This window comes from Caulobacter sp. GW821-FHT09A05 (genome assembly GCF_059418465.1).
Genome location: NZ_JBWKPX010000010.1, coordinates 109,397 through 124,717, shown reverse-complemented (window position 1 = coordinate 124,717; position 15,321 = coordinate 109,397). Strand labels below are relative to the sequence as shown.

11 protein-coding genes are annotated in these 15,321 nt (G+C 68.1%); 8 read left to right on the top strand and 3 right to left on the bottom strand.

Annotated features, from left to right (window positions below):
- The first annotated feature begins 584 nt into the window (after positions 1-584).
- A complete protein-coding gene (locus AC07NX_RS11840; protein WP_494641976.1) occupies positions 585-2,120 on the top strand; it encodes a GH39 family glycosyl hydrolase in 1,536 nt (511 codons plus the stop codon).
- A 5-nt stretch (positions 2,121-2,125) separates the two neighbouring features.
- Here the strand turns inward: AC07NX_RS11840 and AC07NX_RS11835 are convergent, their stop codons facing one another.
- On the bottom strand, positions 2,126-2,815 hold the full coding sequence (locus tag AC07NX_RS11835; RefSeq protein WP_494641975.1) for a TetR/AcrR family transcriptional regulator: 690 nt from the start codon (positions 2,813-2,815) through the stop codon (positions 2,126-2,128).
- 172 nt (positions 2,816-2,987) lie between these two features.
- The gene (locus AC07NX_RS11830) at positions 2,988-3,671 is read right to left on the bottom strand and encodes a TetR/AcrR family transcriptional regulator (protein WP_494641974.1); all 684 of its coding nucleotides are present in this window, start codon (positions 3,669-3,671) and stop codon (positions 2,988-2,990) included.
- Between the two features lie 225 nt (positions 3,672-3,896).
- Here AC07NX_RS11830 and AC07NX_RS11825 point away from each other — a divergent pair, with 225 nt between their 5' ends.
- The 3 genes from AC07NX_RS11825 (at position 3,897) to AC07NX_RS11815 (ending at position 8,221) form a co-directional block, all read left to right on the top strand.
- Complete coding sequence (locus AC07NX_RS11825) at positions 3,897-4,250, top strand: hypothetical protein (RefSeq protein ID WP_494641973.1); 354 nt, start codon at positions 3,897-3,899, stop codon at positions 4,248-4,250.
- 719 nt (positions 4,251-4,969) lie between these two features.
- Positions 4,970-7,453 carry a TonB-dependent receptor gene (locus AC07NX_RS11820; RefSeq protein ID WP_494641972.1) on the top strand — a complete coding sequence of 828 codons (2,484 nt, stop codon included), beginning with the start codon at positions 4,970-4,972 and terminating at the stop codon, positions 7,451-7,453.
- 165 nt (positions 7,454-7,618) lie between these two features.
- Positions 7,619-8,221: a TetR/AcrR family transcriptional regulator gene (locus AC07NX_RS11815; protein WP_494641971.1), complete on the top strand. Its 603-nt coding sequence runs from the start codon at positions 7,619-7,621 to the stop codon at positions 8,219-8,221.
- Between the two features lie 27 nt (positions 8,222-8,248).
- On the opposite strand, the gene AC07NX_RS11810 is transcribed toward AC07NX_RS11815, so the two are convergent.
- Entirely contained in the window at positions 8,249-8,551 is a 303-nt protein-coding gene (locus AC07NX_RS11810) for a hypothetical protein (protein ID WP_494641970.1), read from the bottom strand.
- A gap of 327 nt (positions 8,552-8,878) precedes the next feature.
- Between AC07NX_RS11810 and AC07NX_RS11805 the strand changes: the two genes are divergently transcribed.
- The 4 genes from AC07NX_RS11805 (at position 8,879) to AC07NX_RS11790 (ending at position 15,251) form a co-directional block, all read left to right on the top strand.
- Complete coding sequence (locus AC07NX_RS11805) at positions 8,879-10,336, top strand: efflux transporter outer membrane subunit (RefSeq protein WP_494641969.1); 1,458 nt, start codon at positions 8,879-8,881, stop codon at positions 10,334-10,336.
- Positions 10,333-11,445, top strand: coding sequence for an efflux RND transporter periplasmic adaptor subunit (locus tag AC07NX_RS11800; RefSeq protein ID WP_494641968.1), 1,113 nt, complete (start codon positions 10,333-10,335; stop codon positions 11,443-11,445). The genes AC07NX_RS11805 and AC07NX_RS11800 overlap by 4 nt, the downstream gene beginning before the upstream one ends.
- Entirely contained in the window at positions 11,442-14,570 is a 3,129-nt protein-coding gene (locus tag AC07NX_RS11795; protein ID WP_494641967.1) for an efflux RND transporter permease subunit, read from the top strand. The genes AC07NX_RS11800 and AC07NX_RS11795 overlap by 4 nt, the downstream gene beginning before the upstream one ends.
- Positions 14,571-14,657: 87 nt before the next feature.
- Positions 14,658-15,251 (top strand): TetR/AcrR family transcriptional regulator, encoded by a 594-nt coding sequence (locus AC07NX_RS11790; protein WP_494641966.1) that lies wholly within the window; start codon positions 14,658-14,660, stop codon positions 15,249-15,251.
- Positions 15,252-15,321 lie beyond the last annotated feature (70 nt).

Sequence of the window (15,321 nt, the reverse complement as noted above, 5' to 3'; positions counted from 1 at the left end):
CGAAGCGCCGAGGAGCACCATAAGGAGGTGATGCCTGGCCTGCGCTCGGCCGATGCCCGTGGATCCCAAATCGTCCTCCCGTTCGCCGGCCGCCGTCGACGTCACGGCGACGCTTTCATTGCTCTTCGGAGCGCTGCCGACGCGCTACGGCTTCTGGAGCGATATTTATTGAACGAATGTGTATGATAACTGTCGCCATCTCGTCAAATGGCTTTGGTTCGGTCGGGGCTGCCGTTGGCGGGCGAGGAATCGACATTTGTCGCTTCCATCAGATCGTTCTGGCATCAGATCGTTCTGGCATCAGATCGTTCTGGGTGCACGACTAGACATGCCCAGGCCAGACTTGCGCCTTCGGTGGCGTCGCGTTCGCAGGGGCGAAACGGGCCAATGTGGTTTCGATAGCTGATTTAATTGATCGTCATCGTATAATTTAGCTTGCCAGCTAAAGCGCCGCCATTGATGATCCTGGCCACGGACCGCGAGGCGGCTCCCGGCCTGTCCATCGAGCGCGCGAAGAAGCGCCGAGGGCGCGCCCATGATCGTCGGGCCGATCGCAGTCGCGGCCGGGCAACGGAGGAAGCATGATGAACCGACGGGATCTTATCGCCACGGCCGGCGCCCTGGCCGCCACCTCCGCCTTGTCCGGCGCGGCTTGGGCGAGGGCTCCGCTCCCGGCGCTTCCCACCGAGACCGTGGATGTCGATCTGACGATCGATGAGGGCGCGCTGGCCCACATCTGGTCCGAGTGCGTCGGCTCCGACCGGGCCGGCCTGACCATGCGCGAGGAATGGCGCCTGGACGCCAAGCGCGCCTACAAGGAGGCGGGCGTCAAGCGGGTTCGCTTCCACGGCATCTTCAACGACGACGAGATGGCGGTGCGACCCAAGGGCGCGATCGGCGCCGCGGGCCAGAGCTTCAACTTCCAGAACGTCGACACCGTCTATGACGGGGTCCTTGAGACGGGCATGAAGCCGTTCGTCGAGCTCAGCTTCATGCCCAGCAAGTTGGCCAGCGGAACCGCCAACTTCGGCACCTATCGCGGCAACATCACCCCGCCGGCGTCGCTGGACGACTGGAAGGCCTTTGTCGTCCTGTTCGTGCGCCACCTGGTCGATCGATACGGCGCGGCCGAGGTGCGGCAATGGTACTTCGAGGTGTGGAACGAGCCCGACCTGGGCTTCTTCTGGAGCGGCACCCAGCAGCAGTATTTCGAGCTCTACAAGGCCTCGGTCGAGGCGGTCCGGAGCGTCGATCCGACCCTGAAGGTCGGCGGCCCCGCCACCTCGAAGGTCCAGTGGATCCCGGAGTTCCTGGCCTATTGCGCCCAGAACAGCCTGCCGGTCGATTTCGTCTCGACCCACCTCTATGCCGGCGACAACCAGGTCAAGGTGTTCGGTCAGGCGGGCAAGTACACCCAGAACGAAGTCTACGCCGCGGCCATGAAGCAGGTCAGCGACCAGATCGCCGCCAGCGCCTACAAGAACGCCGAGCTGTGGCTGGGCGAATGGTCGTCCGACAGCCCGGCGATGATCGCCCACATCATCAAGGGTTGCCTGCCCTATCTGAGGGGCATGTCCTACTGGCAGATCAGCAAGTTCGAGGAAGTGCTGGTCCCCAACTTCATCTTCAAGGAGGGCGACAACGCCTGGGGGCTGTTCTCGGCCCGCAACGTCGCGCGCCCGACCTTCAACACCTTCAAGCTGCTCAACAGGCTGGGAACGCGGCGCCTGAAGGCCGAGGGACCGGCCCTGGCCTCGCGGCGGACAGGCGGCGGCAGCGCCGTCATGGTCTGGAACCTGGCCGACGCGCCGCAGGCCAGCGGCATCCCGGGCGCCAACAGCGTGCGCAAGGTGGTCGGCGAGGCCAAGCGCTATCGCGTGCGGCTGAAGGGCGCCAAGGCGGGCCAGGCCGTCAAGGTCAGCTATGTCGACATGGAACGCGGCTCGCCCTATCCGGCCTGGCGCGCGCTGGGATCGCCGCAGTACCCCACGCGCGAGCAACTGGCCAAGATCCGCGCGGCCGCCGAGCTGCCAGCGCCGCACGTGCTGAAGCTGAGCGCCACGCGAGAGTTGGTCCTCGACCTGCCGCCCGAGGGCGTGGCCCTGCTCGAGCTGGCCTGACCTTCCTACCCGGCGCGCCAGGCTGATTGTCCGTCGATCAGCAGGCGCGCCATCATCTCGGCCGCCGCCTCGCACGCCGAGTCGGTCACCTCGCCAACGCCGGACTCCTGGCGGATCCACCCGACCAGGCCCGAGGCGAACAGCTTGGCGGCCAGCAGGGTCTGCTCGGTCGGCGAGGCCTGGCCGTCGGCACGCGAGAGGCGTGTGGCGATCGCCCGGACGTTCAGCATGTAGCCCATCTCGTGGAACAGGCGCGCCAGCTCCGGAAAGCGCGGTCCCTCGGACACGACCAGATGGTCGAAGGCGCGGATTTCCGGTTGCCTCAACGCTTGCAGCATCGAGATCGCGCGGTGGCGCAGCCAGCCCGCGATGTCCTGGTCGGGGCGTTCGTCCTCGGCGGCGCTGTCCGCCGCCGCGGCGGCCTGCCAAGCCTGCATTCGCGCCTCGACGATGGCCTGGAACAGTTCGTGCTTGTTGGCGTAGCGGGCGTAGAGGGTGGCCTTGGACACGCCGGAGGCGGCGACGATCGCCTCCATAGAGGTGTTGGCGTAGCCCTGCGAGAGGAACAAAGCCTGGGCGGTCGAGAGGATGGTTTCCGAGATCGCCGCCAGCTGGGCGGCGCTGGGGCGTCCGCGCCGGGCGGTGAACGGCGCCTTCTCCATGTTCAGTCGAGCCCCGTCGTCAACCGCGCTCATGTCGCCCCGCCCGCGTTTCGTCCGCCTCTTGCTAGCGGCTCGGGGCAGGGGAGTCACCCGGGTTCACGGCTTCGCGCGCCTGAACTGGCCTGACCAATTTCCAGTCCTGCCGTTCCGACAGGTGGGCGGGATCGCCAAGTGAACGAATTCGACGCAGGCGTCCAGATGGTGGCTACCAGGCCATGCGACCATGGAACAGCACGTCGACGGCGTGTTCGGCATAGGCCATCGCTTCCTCGTGGCTGATCTCGCGGACGCGCTGATGGGCGTCGTACCAGCCCATCAGCATGGCCATCAGCATCTCCGCGACCCGGGCCGGATCGCGGGGCGGGGCGGGGAAGTTGCTGGTGCTTTCGACCAGGCTGCGGGTCAGCAGGTCGATGGCGTTTCGATGTCCGGCCTCGTGGAGGGCGCGGGCCAATTCGCCGCCAGCGTCCGAGCTGCTGGTCAGCACGCGCTGGAAGGCGTGGATTTCCTCGGAGGCCAGCGATTCCAGGATCGAACGGGCGATATGGTTAAGGCGCTGCTTGAGATCCGCCGGCATCGGGCCGTTGCGGGCGTCGGCGGCGGCCTGCCAAGCCTGCACGCGGTCGGCGACCACGGCGTGCAGCAGGGCTTCCTTGGTGGGATAGCGCGAATAGAGCGTGCCCTTGGCGATGCCGGCCGCCGCGGCGACGGATTCCATGGGCGTGGCGTCGAAGCCCATGGCCAGGAAATGTTCGCGCGCGGCCGCCAGGATGGCGGGATTGATCGCCTCGGAGCGGGCCGTGGTCGGGCGGCCCGGGCGCAGCGGCGCTTGCGGCGGGGCGTCCTGCGAGTCTTGACCCATGGTGTCTTGCGGGCGAGCGGCGGTCATGGACCTTCTAGCCAAGTCGGTATCCAAATCTTTCGGCGAGAGCCATGAGCCCAGCTCTCACGATTGTCGCGAGTGGAGCAACCCGATTCATCGGACCGGGCCGCCGAGCGGCGAGCCTACAACATTCCGCGATAATATCGACCGCTATCGTGCAATTACGGTTGCCTTTGTGCGGTCCCGCGCCATGATCGCGTTCGAGGAACGTCCACAACAACGAGATCCCCCATGCGTCTAACTTCCCTCGCTCTCGCCGCCGCGCTGCTGGTCGCCCCGATGACCGTCATGGCTCAGGCCGCCCAGACCGCTCCGGCGGCCGCCGGCGCCGATCCGGCCAACCTGCCGGGCGCGGCCCAGGCCGCCAAGTTCAAGACCGCCGAAACCGCGGTCGGCGATATCCTGGATAATCCCGCCGCGACGGCGGTGGTGAAAAAGCATCTGCCCGAGCTGGTCGCCAACGAACAGATCAACATGGCGCGCGGCATGACGCTGAAGGCTATCCAGCAGTACTCCGCAGACACCGTCACCGACCAGAAGCTTACCGACATCGACGCCGACTTCGCCAAGCTCGGCGCGAAGTAGGCGCCTGGAGCGCGTTGGGCGAAAGTGTGAGCGGTTTCGCCCGCTAAACGCGCTCTAAATGTTTGAATCTAAAGCCTCGGCGATCGCATCGCCGAGGCCTCTTCGCGGGGCGGCCCGCCACGGGCGGGCCTCGTCGCCGCGATCGCGCGGTTAGGCCGTCGCCGACCGCCGGGCAGGCCTTTCGCCCGCCGCCGGAGCGCCGGATCACCATCAATCATACATCAGCGTCAAATTGTCGCTCTGACGACCGCGTTTTCGCGTGATCTCCCCGGAACACGCAGGTGCGCGCTCTGTCGGCGGGTGGATTGAGGAATCTAATTGAACGACTGCGTCTCTTTTTTTGGTTGACCACTGGTCAGGACAGTTTACAACGCAAGTCAGCGGCGCCGGCCTAGCTTTTCACGGCGTCGCGAGCGCCTCGCGAAAAGCTTCGCGGGCGCGTTTCTGGCCAGCCCGAACAGTACGGGCGGACAGCAACGATCAAGACCGACCTTTTAGGGTCGGCGTGAGTGGATGGAGACGAACGGGTGCTTTCGCACGTCTTGGACGGCTAACGCCTTCCGGCCCACCGTGGAGTTCGCCTTGCCCGAGGGGGCGCGGACGAGCTTGGCCTGGGCGCGAGCGTTCGTGGCTGTCCTCGAAAAACAAAACAGGTCGCCGCCCATCGGAACACGGCGACCGCCGGGCGTCGGGTCGGCCTGGGGAACAGGGAGGGTGAAATGAACAATACTCGGATCATGATGCTCGCGGGGGTCAGTGTTCTGACCTTGAGCGCCGGCGCGGTCCATGCGCAGACAGCCGCCAAACCGGCCGCCGAGCCCGAGACCGTGGGCGAGGTCATCGTCACCGCCCGCCGGCAAGCGGAAAACCTGCAGAACGTGCCCACGACGGTTTCGGCGGTCAGCGGCGACTCGTTGAAGAAGCTGGCGATCACCCAGTTCCAGGATGTCGCGGCCCTGGTGCCGGGCCTGAGCCTTGGCACGTCCAGCGTCACCGCCGGCCGCTCGCCCGCGCCGTCGATCCGCGGCGTTTCCTACGACGCCAGCACCCAGGCCTCGCCGACGGTCGACATCTACCAGAACGACGTGCCGATCGACGGTACAGTGGCCTTCCAGGCCGTTTACGACATCCAGGCGATCGAGGTCCTGCGCGGACCGCAAGGCACGCTGCGCGGCCGCACCGCGCCGTCCGGCGCCATCACCCTGACCACGCGGCGCGCCGACACCCACGACTACGGCGGCTATGTCAGCGCCCAGGCGACCGACCACGGCGGCCGCAACCTGCAGGGCGCGGCGAACATCCCGCTGATCGACGGCGTCCTGGGCGTGCGTCTGGCCGGCGTCGTCGACGAGAACAAGGGCGACTTCGTCACCAGCATTAACAGCGCCTTCCTGCCGGTGAAGAGCACGCGAAGCGGCAGGATCAGCGTGAACTTCACGCCGACTGAGAGCTTCGACGCTACGGTCAGCTACCAGAAGCTCAACAGCCACAAGCGCCAGTTCACCCAGGTCGAAGGCAATGGCGCGCTGGGCGGCGTCTCCGCGGCCGCGCCGGCGGGCTATAACGGCCCGGCGATCACCGCCTCGCAGCGCCTGGACGTCGATGACTCGCCGCGCTTCAACTATTCGGACAACGATTTCCTGAGCGCCCAGCTGAACTGGGAAGTGCTAGGTCAACGCCTGAGCTATGTCGGCGGCTACACCAAGGGCGACAGCACCACGGTCGGCGCGCTGGACTATGGCAACGTGCTGATCGGGCGTAGCTACTTCCAGAACCTCAACACCAAAAACACCCAGACGACGCACGAAATCCGGCTGTCGTCGATCGGTAGCGACCGCCTGATCGACTACACGGTCGGCTACTTCTATTCGAAGACGCCGAGCAAGACCGGCGGGACCCAGGTCGCCTCGTTCCTGGCCGGATCTTTCGGCTCCCCCGGCGCCCCGGCCAACCCCGGCGTGCTCGACAGCCGCTTCAGCCTTCCGACCCTGATCAACGTCGACAACAGCGCAACCGAAAACTCGGTCTTCGCCAATGTTCGCCTGCATCTGGGCGAGGCGACCGAGGTCTCGGGCGGCGTGCGCCACATTGTCTCCAAGGTCGACAACGTCCAGACGGTGTTCCTCGGCGCGGGCATGATCTCGCGCGCCATCGGCTTCCCGTGCTCGGCCGCCGGCTTCGCCAGCACCTATGGTGGCGGTTTCTGTGACATCCCGATCGCGGCCGGCAAGACGCCGGTCCAGAACAGCTCGCAGAAGAACACCGAGAAGCCGACGGTCTACAATCTGTCGATCTCGCACCGCTTCTCGGACCAGGTGCTGTCCTACGGCACCTTCGCCACCTCCTGGCGGCGCGGGGCCAACAACTTCGCCCTAGCCAACGCCGAGAACGACCCGGTCCTGTCCAGCCTGATCTTCCTGCCGGACGAAAAGTCAAAGTCGTTCGAGGCTGGCGTCAAGACCAACTGGCTCGACCGTCGCCTTCGCCTGAACCTGGCCGCCTTCTACCAGAAGTACGACGGCCTGTTGTTTCAGGTGACGTCGATCCCCTATCTCCAGGCGAACGGCGCGACCGTGTCGGTATCGAACTCGACCTTCAATGTCGGCGCCGATTCGATCGTCAAGGGCTTCGACTTCGATGGCGCTTTCCAGGTCACGCCGAACTGGAGCATCAGCGGCGGGATCAGCTACGCCGATGGCAAGGTCGACAACGACACCGTGCCGTGCCGCGACGGTAACTTCGACGGCGTTCCGGACTCGGGCGTCCCGACCGTGACCGACTTCCGGTCCCGCGACATCCACGTGGCGACCTGCAAGTCCGATCAGTCGACGTCGCGCGAACCGCTGTGGAGCGGGACGCTGCAAAGCGAATATTGGCGTCCGGTCGGCGGCGTGGAGGCCTATGTCCGGGGGCTGCTCAGCTACTATCCGGAGAACAAGCGCCGGAATGCCAGCTACACGGTCCCGAACTACGGCTTGCTCAACCTCTTCGCCGGCGTGCGCTCGCCGGACGGCGCGTGGGACATCAACATCTTCGCCCGCAACCTGACCAAGACGGGCGTCGAGACCAGCCGGGATGTGGACTACACGACCCCGGCGGGCGGGGTGACCACGTTCTTCGGTCAGAGCGGCTATCGCTGGACCAGCTATACGCCGCCGCGGGAGATCGGGGTGTCGCTGAGGTACGCCTTCGGGGCGCGCTGATCGGGCGACGCCCACGGATCGAGAAGGGCCGGCGCTTCGCCGGCCCTTTTTTCGTTGGCGACAGGAGAGCGCGCCGATTGACCTTGCCCGCCGACCATGGCCCAAGCTTCGGCGACGGCACGGAGACGGATCGCGGTGGCGGGAAGGCTAGAGGGCGAAGCGCGCATGGATCGCCGTCGGCGGAGATCCCGCGCGGCCCTGACCGGAGGCCTGCTGTCGCTTCTGGAAGAGTTCCCCTTCGACCAGATCACCATCCAGGACATCACCCAGCGGGCAGGGGTCGGCTACGCCACCTTCTTTCGCCATTTCGCCGACAAGCAGGCCCTGCTGGGCAGCCTCGCGTCCGCGCAGATCCGGGGGCTGATCGACCTGACTCTGCCGGTGCTGGCGTCGGTCGACGCGCGGGCCTCGGCCCTGGCCCTCTGCGCCTATGTGGATGCCCGCCGCGCCCTTTGGTCGGCGCTGCTCACGGGCGGGGCGGCGGGCATCCTGCGGGAGGAGTTCATCCGCCAGGCCAATCTGGTCGGCGACGCGGACGAGGGCGGCGGCGGGTGGCCGCCGCGCGATCTGGTGGTGCCGTTCGCGATCGGCGGCGTGCTCGACATCCTGACCTGGTGGTTGCGCCAGGCGCAGCCCGTCGAGCAGGGGAGGGTGGCGCAGCTCCTCGCCGACCTTGTGATCGCGCCCCTGGTCGTCAGCGGCGGCCCGCGCATCGAGGCCCTGCGGCGCAAGCTGGACCTTCCCGCGTCGTCCCGCGCCCGGCGCTAGGCGTTCGCTCCCCAGGCCCGGCCATCTTCAGGCGCGCTCGCCGGTGACGTTGAAGGTCCCGAACATGCCCATCCTGACCTTGCCGGAGAGGCGGGCGTCGGCCAGCGTCACCTCGAACGACAGCTTGATCTTGGCGGGCTTCTTGACGTCGTTCACCCATCTGAGGGTGTCGCCGTCGATCTGGCCTTCGATGATTTCCTCGCCGCCGAGCTTTCCGTCGATGCGGCCGGTCAGGGCCTGGCCCTCCCGGATGAAGGTGGCCACCGAGGCTTGCGGGCCGATCGGGGTCTGGACGGTCAGGTTCCAGGTTTCGGGGGCTGCGGAGGTCATCGGCGCTCGGCTCGCGGTTTGAGGCATCCCGGCGTGGACGCTAAGTTATGATATATTATGGATCATAAAGTTCGATCTCGAAAATCGAACGCGCGCCGCGTTCTTCGCGTTGGCTAGGTCGGTGAAAAAGCTCCGCCAGGTGGCCGGTCCGACGGCGCAGGGGCCGTCGATCCGACATGCCCAAGGCCGAGAGAAGTAGCGCCTTTGACGGAACTTATGCGTCACAAGGGCTCAAAACCGAGGCTTGACAACAGGAGCCTATTCGACGATCAAATAAATGAACGATACCGTTCAATTATGATCGCGCGGAACGGTCGGGAGGGAACCATGGACGGCGCGCCATTGATCGGCGGCACGAAGCGACGCGCTTCCTCGCGGCGTCCGGACACCTGCGTCGCCACCGCGCGGCTGACGGCGCTGTTGGTCGGAACCGGCCTGGCGCTGGCCGGATGCGCCGCGCCGCCCAAGACCGACCTGAGGCTGCCGGTCGCCTATGAAGGCTCCTTGGCGACGACAGTCGACGTCGTGTCGCTGGATCGCTGGTGGGCCCGGTTCGGCGACCCGCTGCTGGACCAACTGGTCGACGAGGCGCTGGCGACCGGCCTGGACGCGCAGGACGCCGCCGCCCGCCTGGCCGAGGCGCGGGCCGCCAAGTCCGGCGCCCTGACCAGCTTCCTGCCGCAAGGCGATCCCAGCGCCTCGTATCTGAAACAGCGCACCAAGGCGGGCGGCGCCGCCACCAACCTGCGCATCACTACGGGCGATTTCGACGTCAGCTGGCAGGTCGATCTGTTCGGACGGCTGCCCACCGCCAGCCGGATCGCCAAGGCCGACTTCGCCGCCGCGCGGTTCGCCTATGAAGGGACCCGCGCCTCGGTGGCCGCCGAGGTCGCCGACAGCTACTTCCAGGCGCGCGGCCTGGCCATCCAGCTGCAGGACGCGCACGAGAGCGCTCGGGTCCAGAAAGAGCTCTACGACATGACCGAGCGGCGGGCGCGGGCCGGCCTGTCGGCCGACGCCGACGCCGACCGGGTCGCCGGCGACCTCTCGCAGTCCAACGCCAGGGTCGCGTCGCTGGAAGCGCAGTTGCAGGCCCAGAAACGGGCGCTGCTGATCCTGGTCGGCCGGGTGGTCGACCCCACCGCTTCGATCGCGATCGCCGCCGATGTCGGGGTCGCGCCGGCTCCGCCCGCCCTGGTGCCCGGCGACCTGCTGACCCGCCGCCCCGACGTGCGTGAAGCCGAGGCGCGCCTGGCCGCCGCGTCGGGGCGCGCCAATCTGGCCCGCCTGGCGCTGTTGCCGACGGTCAGCTTCATTCCCGGCCTCGGCTACTCGCGCCCCTCGACAGGCGGCGCGACCACCACGGCCAGCCTAGGCCTGGCCTTGAGCCAGCCGTTGTTCGACATGCCCAGGCTGCTGTCGCAGGCGGGCGTGCAGAAGGCCCAGGCCGCCCAGGCGGCCATCGCCTACGAACGGACGCTGCGCAACGCTTTCAAGGACTCCGAGGCCGCGCTGGTGGGCCTGGACGCCGACCGCAGCCAGATCGTCCTGCTGGCCGATGGCGAAGCCCGCGCCGCGCGCGCCTATCGCGCCGCCCGCGCCAACTACGGCCGCGGCCTTACCGATCTTCAATCCACCCTGTCGGCCGAACAGGCCTGGCGGACGACGCGCACCCAGCTGACCTCGGCTCAGGTGCAGGCCGTCCGGCGGGCCGTGCAGGCTTACCAGGCCCTCGGCGGCGGTTGGCCCGTCGACCGCTATTCGTCTGTCGCGAGCTCGAAATGACCTCTTCCAAAAAGCTGCTGGCGGCGACCCTGCTCGTCGCCGCCGCCGCGCCGGTCCTGGCCGGATGTCATCGGACCCCACGTCCAGCCGCGTCCCGCGCGGCCGAGCTGCGTTCGGTATCGGTGATCACCCTTGCGCCGCGCGCCGTCGCCGGCAGCCTCGTCGCCACGGGCGACCTGACGCCGCGCGAGGAAGCCGCCGTCACGCCCGAGGTCAGCGGCTATCGCGTCACGGCGGTCCTGGCGGACGTCGGCGATACGGTCCGGGCGGGACAGGTGCTGGCCCGCCTCGACCCGGCCCTGATCGAAGCCCAGATCGCCCAGCAGGCGGCTCTGGTCGCTCAGGCCGAGGCCCAGGCCGCCCAGGCCGTGGACCAGGCCAATCGCACCAACGGCCTCGACGGTTCGGGCGACCTGGCCCAGGAGCAGATCAATCAGCGGCGCTTCCAGGCCAAGGCCGCCCTGGCCACGGTGCAGGCCCAGAAGGCGGCGCTGCGCGACCTGCAGATCCGTCGCGGCAAGCTTGCCGTGACGGCGCCGGTCGGCGGCGTTGTCCTGGAACGCGGCGTGCGGCCGGGCGACGCGGCGTCGGCGGGCCAGGCCGCCTGGTTCCGCCTGGCGCGGGATGGCCAGATCGAGCTTCAGGCCCAGTTGGCCGAGGCCGAGCTGGCCAGGATCCGCGTCGGCCAGTCGGCCAGCGTCACCCTGCCCAGCGGCGCGACCGCGACGGGTCGCGTACGCCTGATCAGCCCGCAGATCGATGCGAAATCCAAGCTGGGCTACGTGCGCCTGACCCTGCCGGTCCGTCCCGACATCCGCGCGGGCGGCTTTGGCCGCGCCGTGTTCAGCGACGCGGCGGACCAGGGCCTTTCGGTCCCCGAGAGCGCGGTGCGCTATGACGCCGGCGGGGCCAGCGTCATGGTGGTCGAGGCCGGCGACCGCGTGCGGCGCGTGGCGGTCAAGACCGGGGATCGCGGGGCGGGCTGGGTCCGGCTGACCGCCGGACCTTCGGTCGGCGCGCGGATCGTCGAGAACGCCGCGGCCTTGCTGGTCGACGGCGACAAGGTGCGCCCGGTGGTGAGCGCGAGCCTGGCGGGGACGGGCCGATGATCGCGCCGACCACGGGCGATGGCCTGAAGATCTCCGCCTGGGCCATCCGCAATCCGATCCCGGTGACGGTGCTGTTCCTGGCCCTGCTGCTGGCGGGCGTACTCAGCTATCTGCAGCTGCCGATCAAGCAGTATCCCAATGTGCAGCTGCCGATGGTGTCGGTCACCGTCACCCAGAACGGCGCCTCGCCCGGCGAGATCGAAACCCAGATCACCCGCCAGGTGGAGGACGCCGTCGCCGGCGTCTCCAACGTCGAGAACGTCCAGTCGGTGGTGACCCAGGGCGCCTCGACCACCAACATCACCTTCCAGATGGGCGAGGACCTGCAGAAGAAGACCGACGAGGTCCGCACCAAGATCGAGCAGGTTCGCGCCCAACTGCCGCGCGACATCGACGCGCCCACGGTCCAGCGGGTGGAGATCGACAGCGCCCCGATCATGACCTACGCGGTCTCGGTCGACGGGCTGTCGGACGCCCAGCTGTCGTGGTTCGTCGACGACACCATCGCCCGCGCGTTGCAGGCCGAGAAGGGCGTGGCCCAGGTCACGCGGGTCGGCGGGGTCAATCGCGAGATCAACGTCCTGGTCGACCCGGACAAGCTGACCGCGCGGGGGCTGACCGCGGCCGACGTCAACAGCGCCCTGGCCGGCTTCCAGCTGAACGCCGGCGGCGGCCGCGTCGAGATCGGCAGCCGTGAACAGACGATCCGTATCCTGGGCCAGGTCGAGACGACCGACAAGCTGCGTGACCTGACCATTCCCACCAGCGGCGGCGGCTATGTCCGCTTGGCCGACATCGCCGAGGTCGGGGACGGCTCGGCCGAGGCGCGGGGCTTCGCCCGGCTGAACGGCCGCCCCGTGGTCGGCTTCCAGGTCATGAAGACCCGCGAGGCCAGCGACGTGGCCGTGGACGATAGGGTGATCAAGGCTCTGGCGGCGTTGGAAAAGGCCCGGCCCGAGGTTCATTTCACGCGGATCTCGGCGACGGTCGACGAAACGCGCACCAGCTTCGAGGCCACCCGCGGTGTGCTGCTGGAAGGCATGGCGCTGGCGGCGGTCGTGGTCTTCTTCTTCCTGAAGGACTGGCGCGCGACCCTGATCACGGCGGCGGCCATGCCGATCTCGCTGATCCCGACCTTCGCGGCCATGGCGTTCCTGGGCTTCTCGCTGAACGTCGTGACCCTCCTGGCCCTGACCCTGGTCATCGGCATTCTGGTCGATGACGCCATCGTCGAGATCGAGAATATCGAGAAGCGGGTGGCCGCCGGCTACCAGCCCTATGACGCGGCCATGGAAGGCGCCGACGCGATCGGCCTGGCCGTGGTCGCCACCACCTTCGCCATCGTGGTGGTGTTCGCCCCGGTCAGCTTCATGCCGGGCATCGCCGGCCAGTTCTTCAAGGAGTTCGGCCTGACCATCTCGGTGGCGGTGCTGTTCTCGCTGGTGGTCGCCCGCCTGCTGACGCCGCTGATGGCCGCCTACCTGCTCAAGCCCCGGACCAAGGCCCATGAGCCGGCCCCGCTGCCCAAGACCTACCTGAAGGTCCTGACCTGGAGCCTCGACCACCGAATGCTGGCCTGCGCCATCGGCGGGGTTCTGTTCATCGGCTCGCTGGCCCTGCTGCCGCTGCTGCCGACCGCGTTCACGCCCGAAGGCGACCCCGACTATCTGAACCTGAAAATCCAGGGCGCGCCGGGGGCGACCATCGAGCAGATGGACCAGGCGGTCTCTCGCATCGACGCGGTCTTCGCCCAGGAACCGGCCGTGGACGGTGTCTTCGCCACGGTCGGCTCGACCTCGGGCGACCCGTTCCGAGGCGGCGGCGGCGCGGACCTGCGCAGCGGCTCGGTCACGGTGCTGCTGAAGGCCGACCGCAAGGTGAGGGGGCAGACCCTGCGCGAGCGCTATCGCGCCGCCATCATGGCCATTCCGGACGTGCGGATCGGCTTCCTCAAGGCCGACGGCCAAGCGGGGTTCCAGCAGATTCTGACCGGCGACGACCCCGACGCGCTGTCCAGCGCCGCGCTCGAGCTGCAAGGCCAGATGCGCGATCTGCCCGAGCTGGCCGACCCGCATCCGTCGGCGCCACCGGTCGGACCGGAGATCGTCATCCGCCCGCGCGCCGACGAGGCCGCTCGCCTGGGCGTCTCGGTGGACGCCATCGCCCAGGCCGCCCGCGTCGCCACCAGCGGCGACATCGACGCCAATGTCGCCAAGCTGAATGACAAGGAGCGACGGATCCCGATCCGCGTCCGCCTGCCGGCCGACGCGCGCGCCGACCTCGACCGCGTCCGCGGGCTGCGCCTGAAGACCGCCAGCGGCGAGACGACCCGTCTGGAGGCGGTCGCCGACGTCAGCTTCCAGGCGGGGCCTGCCCGCATCGACCGCCTGGATCGCCAGCGCCAGATGACCGTGGAGGCCGAGTTGACCGAGGGCGCCACCCTGGGCTCGGCGACCAAGGCGGTGCACGGCCTGCCGATCTTCAAGGCCCTGCCCGCCAGCGTGCGGGCCAGCTCGATTGGGGACGCCAAGGCGATGGCCGAGCTGTTCGGAGGCTTCGGCCTGGCGATCTTCGCCGGGGTGGCGATGATCTACGGCGTGCTGGTCCTGCTGTTCGGCTCGTTCTTCAAGCCGATCGTGATCCTGTCGGCCCTGCCGCTGGCGGTGGGCGGGGCGTTCCTGGGCCTGCTGGCCTTCCATCAGGCGCTGTCGATCCCGTCCCTGATCGGATTCCTGATGCTGCTGGGCCTGGCGGCCAAGAATTCGATCCTGCTGGTCGAGTACGCCATCGAGCTGGAGCGCGGCGGCATGCGGCAGCGCGACGCCCTGATCGAAGCCTGCCGCGAGCGGGCGCGGCCGATCGTCATGACCACCGTGGCCATGGCCGCGGGCATGCTGCCGACCGCCCTGGCGCTGGAGCATGGCGCGGAGTTCCGTCAGCCGATGGCCGTGGCGGTGATCGGCGGACTGATCACTTCGACCCTGCTGTCGCTCGTCCTGGTGCCGGTGGTCTACGAGTTCGTCGACGACTTCGAACAATGGCTGCGGCCGCGCCTGGCGAAGCTGGTCACCCTGCGCGTCGTGACGCCCGGGGCCCCGCTCGAGGATGGCGAGGCGAAGGCGTAGCCGTCGACGGGCTGTGAGCATGGCGATGGTTATCGGGCGCCCGGCGTCCTTCACAGAGCGCGGGCCAGATGTCAGGAGACGGTGTCCATGACCCGCCAACCACGACGATCGACGGGGCAGGACGACCGGCGTGAGCGGATCGTCGAGGCGGCCCGCGACTGCATTGTCCTGTCGGGCATTCACGGCGCGGCCATGGCCGAGATCGCCGAGCGCGCCGAACTTGGGGTGGGCCAAGTCTATCGGATCTTCGAGAGCAAGGAGGCGCTGATTGCTCAGATCGCCACCGACGATCTGGCGGAGATGCGAGCGATGCTCGACGCCCTGGACGGCGGTCCAGCCGGTTTGCTCGACGAAATCTGCGCCCTGGTCCCCCAGTCGATCGACCGGTGCTTCGATCCGCGCCGTGTCGCGCTCAGGACCGAGTTCGCCGCCGAGGCCGCGCGCAATCCTCGCGTCGCCGAGATCCTGCGCGCCGTGGATCAGCAAGGGCGAGCGGCCTTCGAGGACTTGATGAGCGCGTTAAGGCGTCCCGGTGAGGCCGGCGGCGACTTTCGAGCGCGCTGCGAGTTCGTCCACGTGCTGTTCGATGGACTGGCGGTACGCTCGATCAACCATCCGCAGGCTGATCGAGCGACATTGACGCGCCTTGTCCAGATGACGCTCCGACGACTCTTCGCCTAGAGCGCGTTGGGCGAAAGTGTGAGCGGTTTCGCCCGCTCAACGCGCTACAAATGTTTGAATCTAGAGCCTG

Excerpts from the sequence above, each read along its gene's own strand:
- AC07NX_RS11825 (WP_494641973.1), top strand. The coding sequence starts at position 3,897 with ATGCGTCTAACTTCCCTCGCTCTCGCCGCCGCGCTGCTGGTCGCCCCG.
- AC07NX_RS11815 (WP_494641971.1), top strand. The coding sequence starts at position 7,619 with ATGGATCGCCGTCGGCGGAGATCCCGCGCGGCCCTGACCGGAGGCCTG.
- AC07NX_RS11830 (WP_494641974.1), bottom strand. The coding sequence starts at position 3,671 with ATGACCGCCGCTCGCCCGCAAGACACCATGGGTCAAGACTCGCAGGAC.
- AC07NX_RS11820 (WP_494641972.1), top strand. The coding sequence starts at position 4,970 with ATGAACAATACTCGGATCATGATGCTCGCGGGGGTCAGTGTTCTGACC.
- AC07NX_RS11840 (WP_494641976.1), top strand. The coding sequence starts at position 585 with ATGAACCGACGGGATCTTATCGCCACGGCCGGCGCCCTGGCCGCCACC.
- AC07NX_RS11795 (WP_494641967.1), top strand. The coding sequence starts at position 11,442 with ATGATCGCGCCGACCACGGGCGATGGCCTGAAGATCTCCGCCTGGGCC.
- AC07NX_RS11790 (WP_494641966.1), top strand. The coding sequence starts at position 14,658 with ATGACCCGCCAACCACGACGATCGACGGGGCAGGACGACCGGCGTGAG.
- AC07NX_RS11800 (WP_494641968.1), top strand. The coding sequence starts at position 10,333 with ATGACCTCTTCCAAAAAGCTGCTGGCGGCGACCCTGCTCGTCGCCGCC.
- AC07NX_RS11835 (WP_494641975.1), bottom strand. The coding sequence starts at position 2,815 with ATGAGCGCGGTTGACGACGGGGCTCGACTGAACATGGAGAAGGCGCCG.
- AC07NX_RS11805 (WP_494641969.1), top strand. The coding sequence starts at position 8,879 with ATGGACGGCGCGCCATTGATCGGCGGCACGAAGCGACGCGCTTCCTCG.
- AC07NX_RS11810 (WP_494641970.1), bottom strand. The coding sequence starts at position 8,551 with ATGACCTCCGCAGCCCCCGAAACCTGGAACCTGACCGTCCAGACCCCG.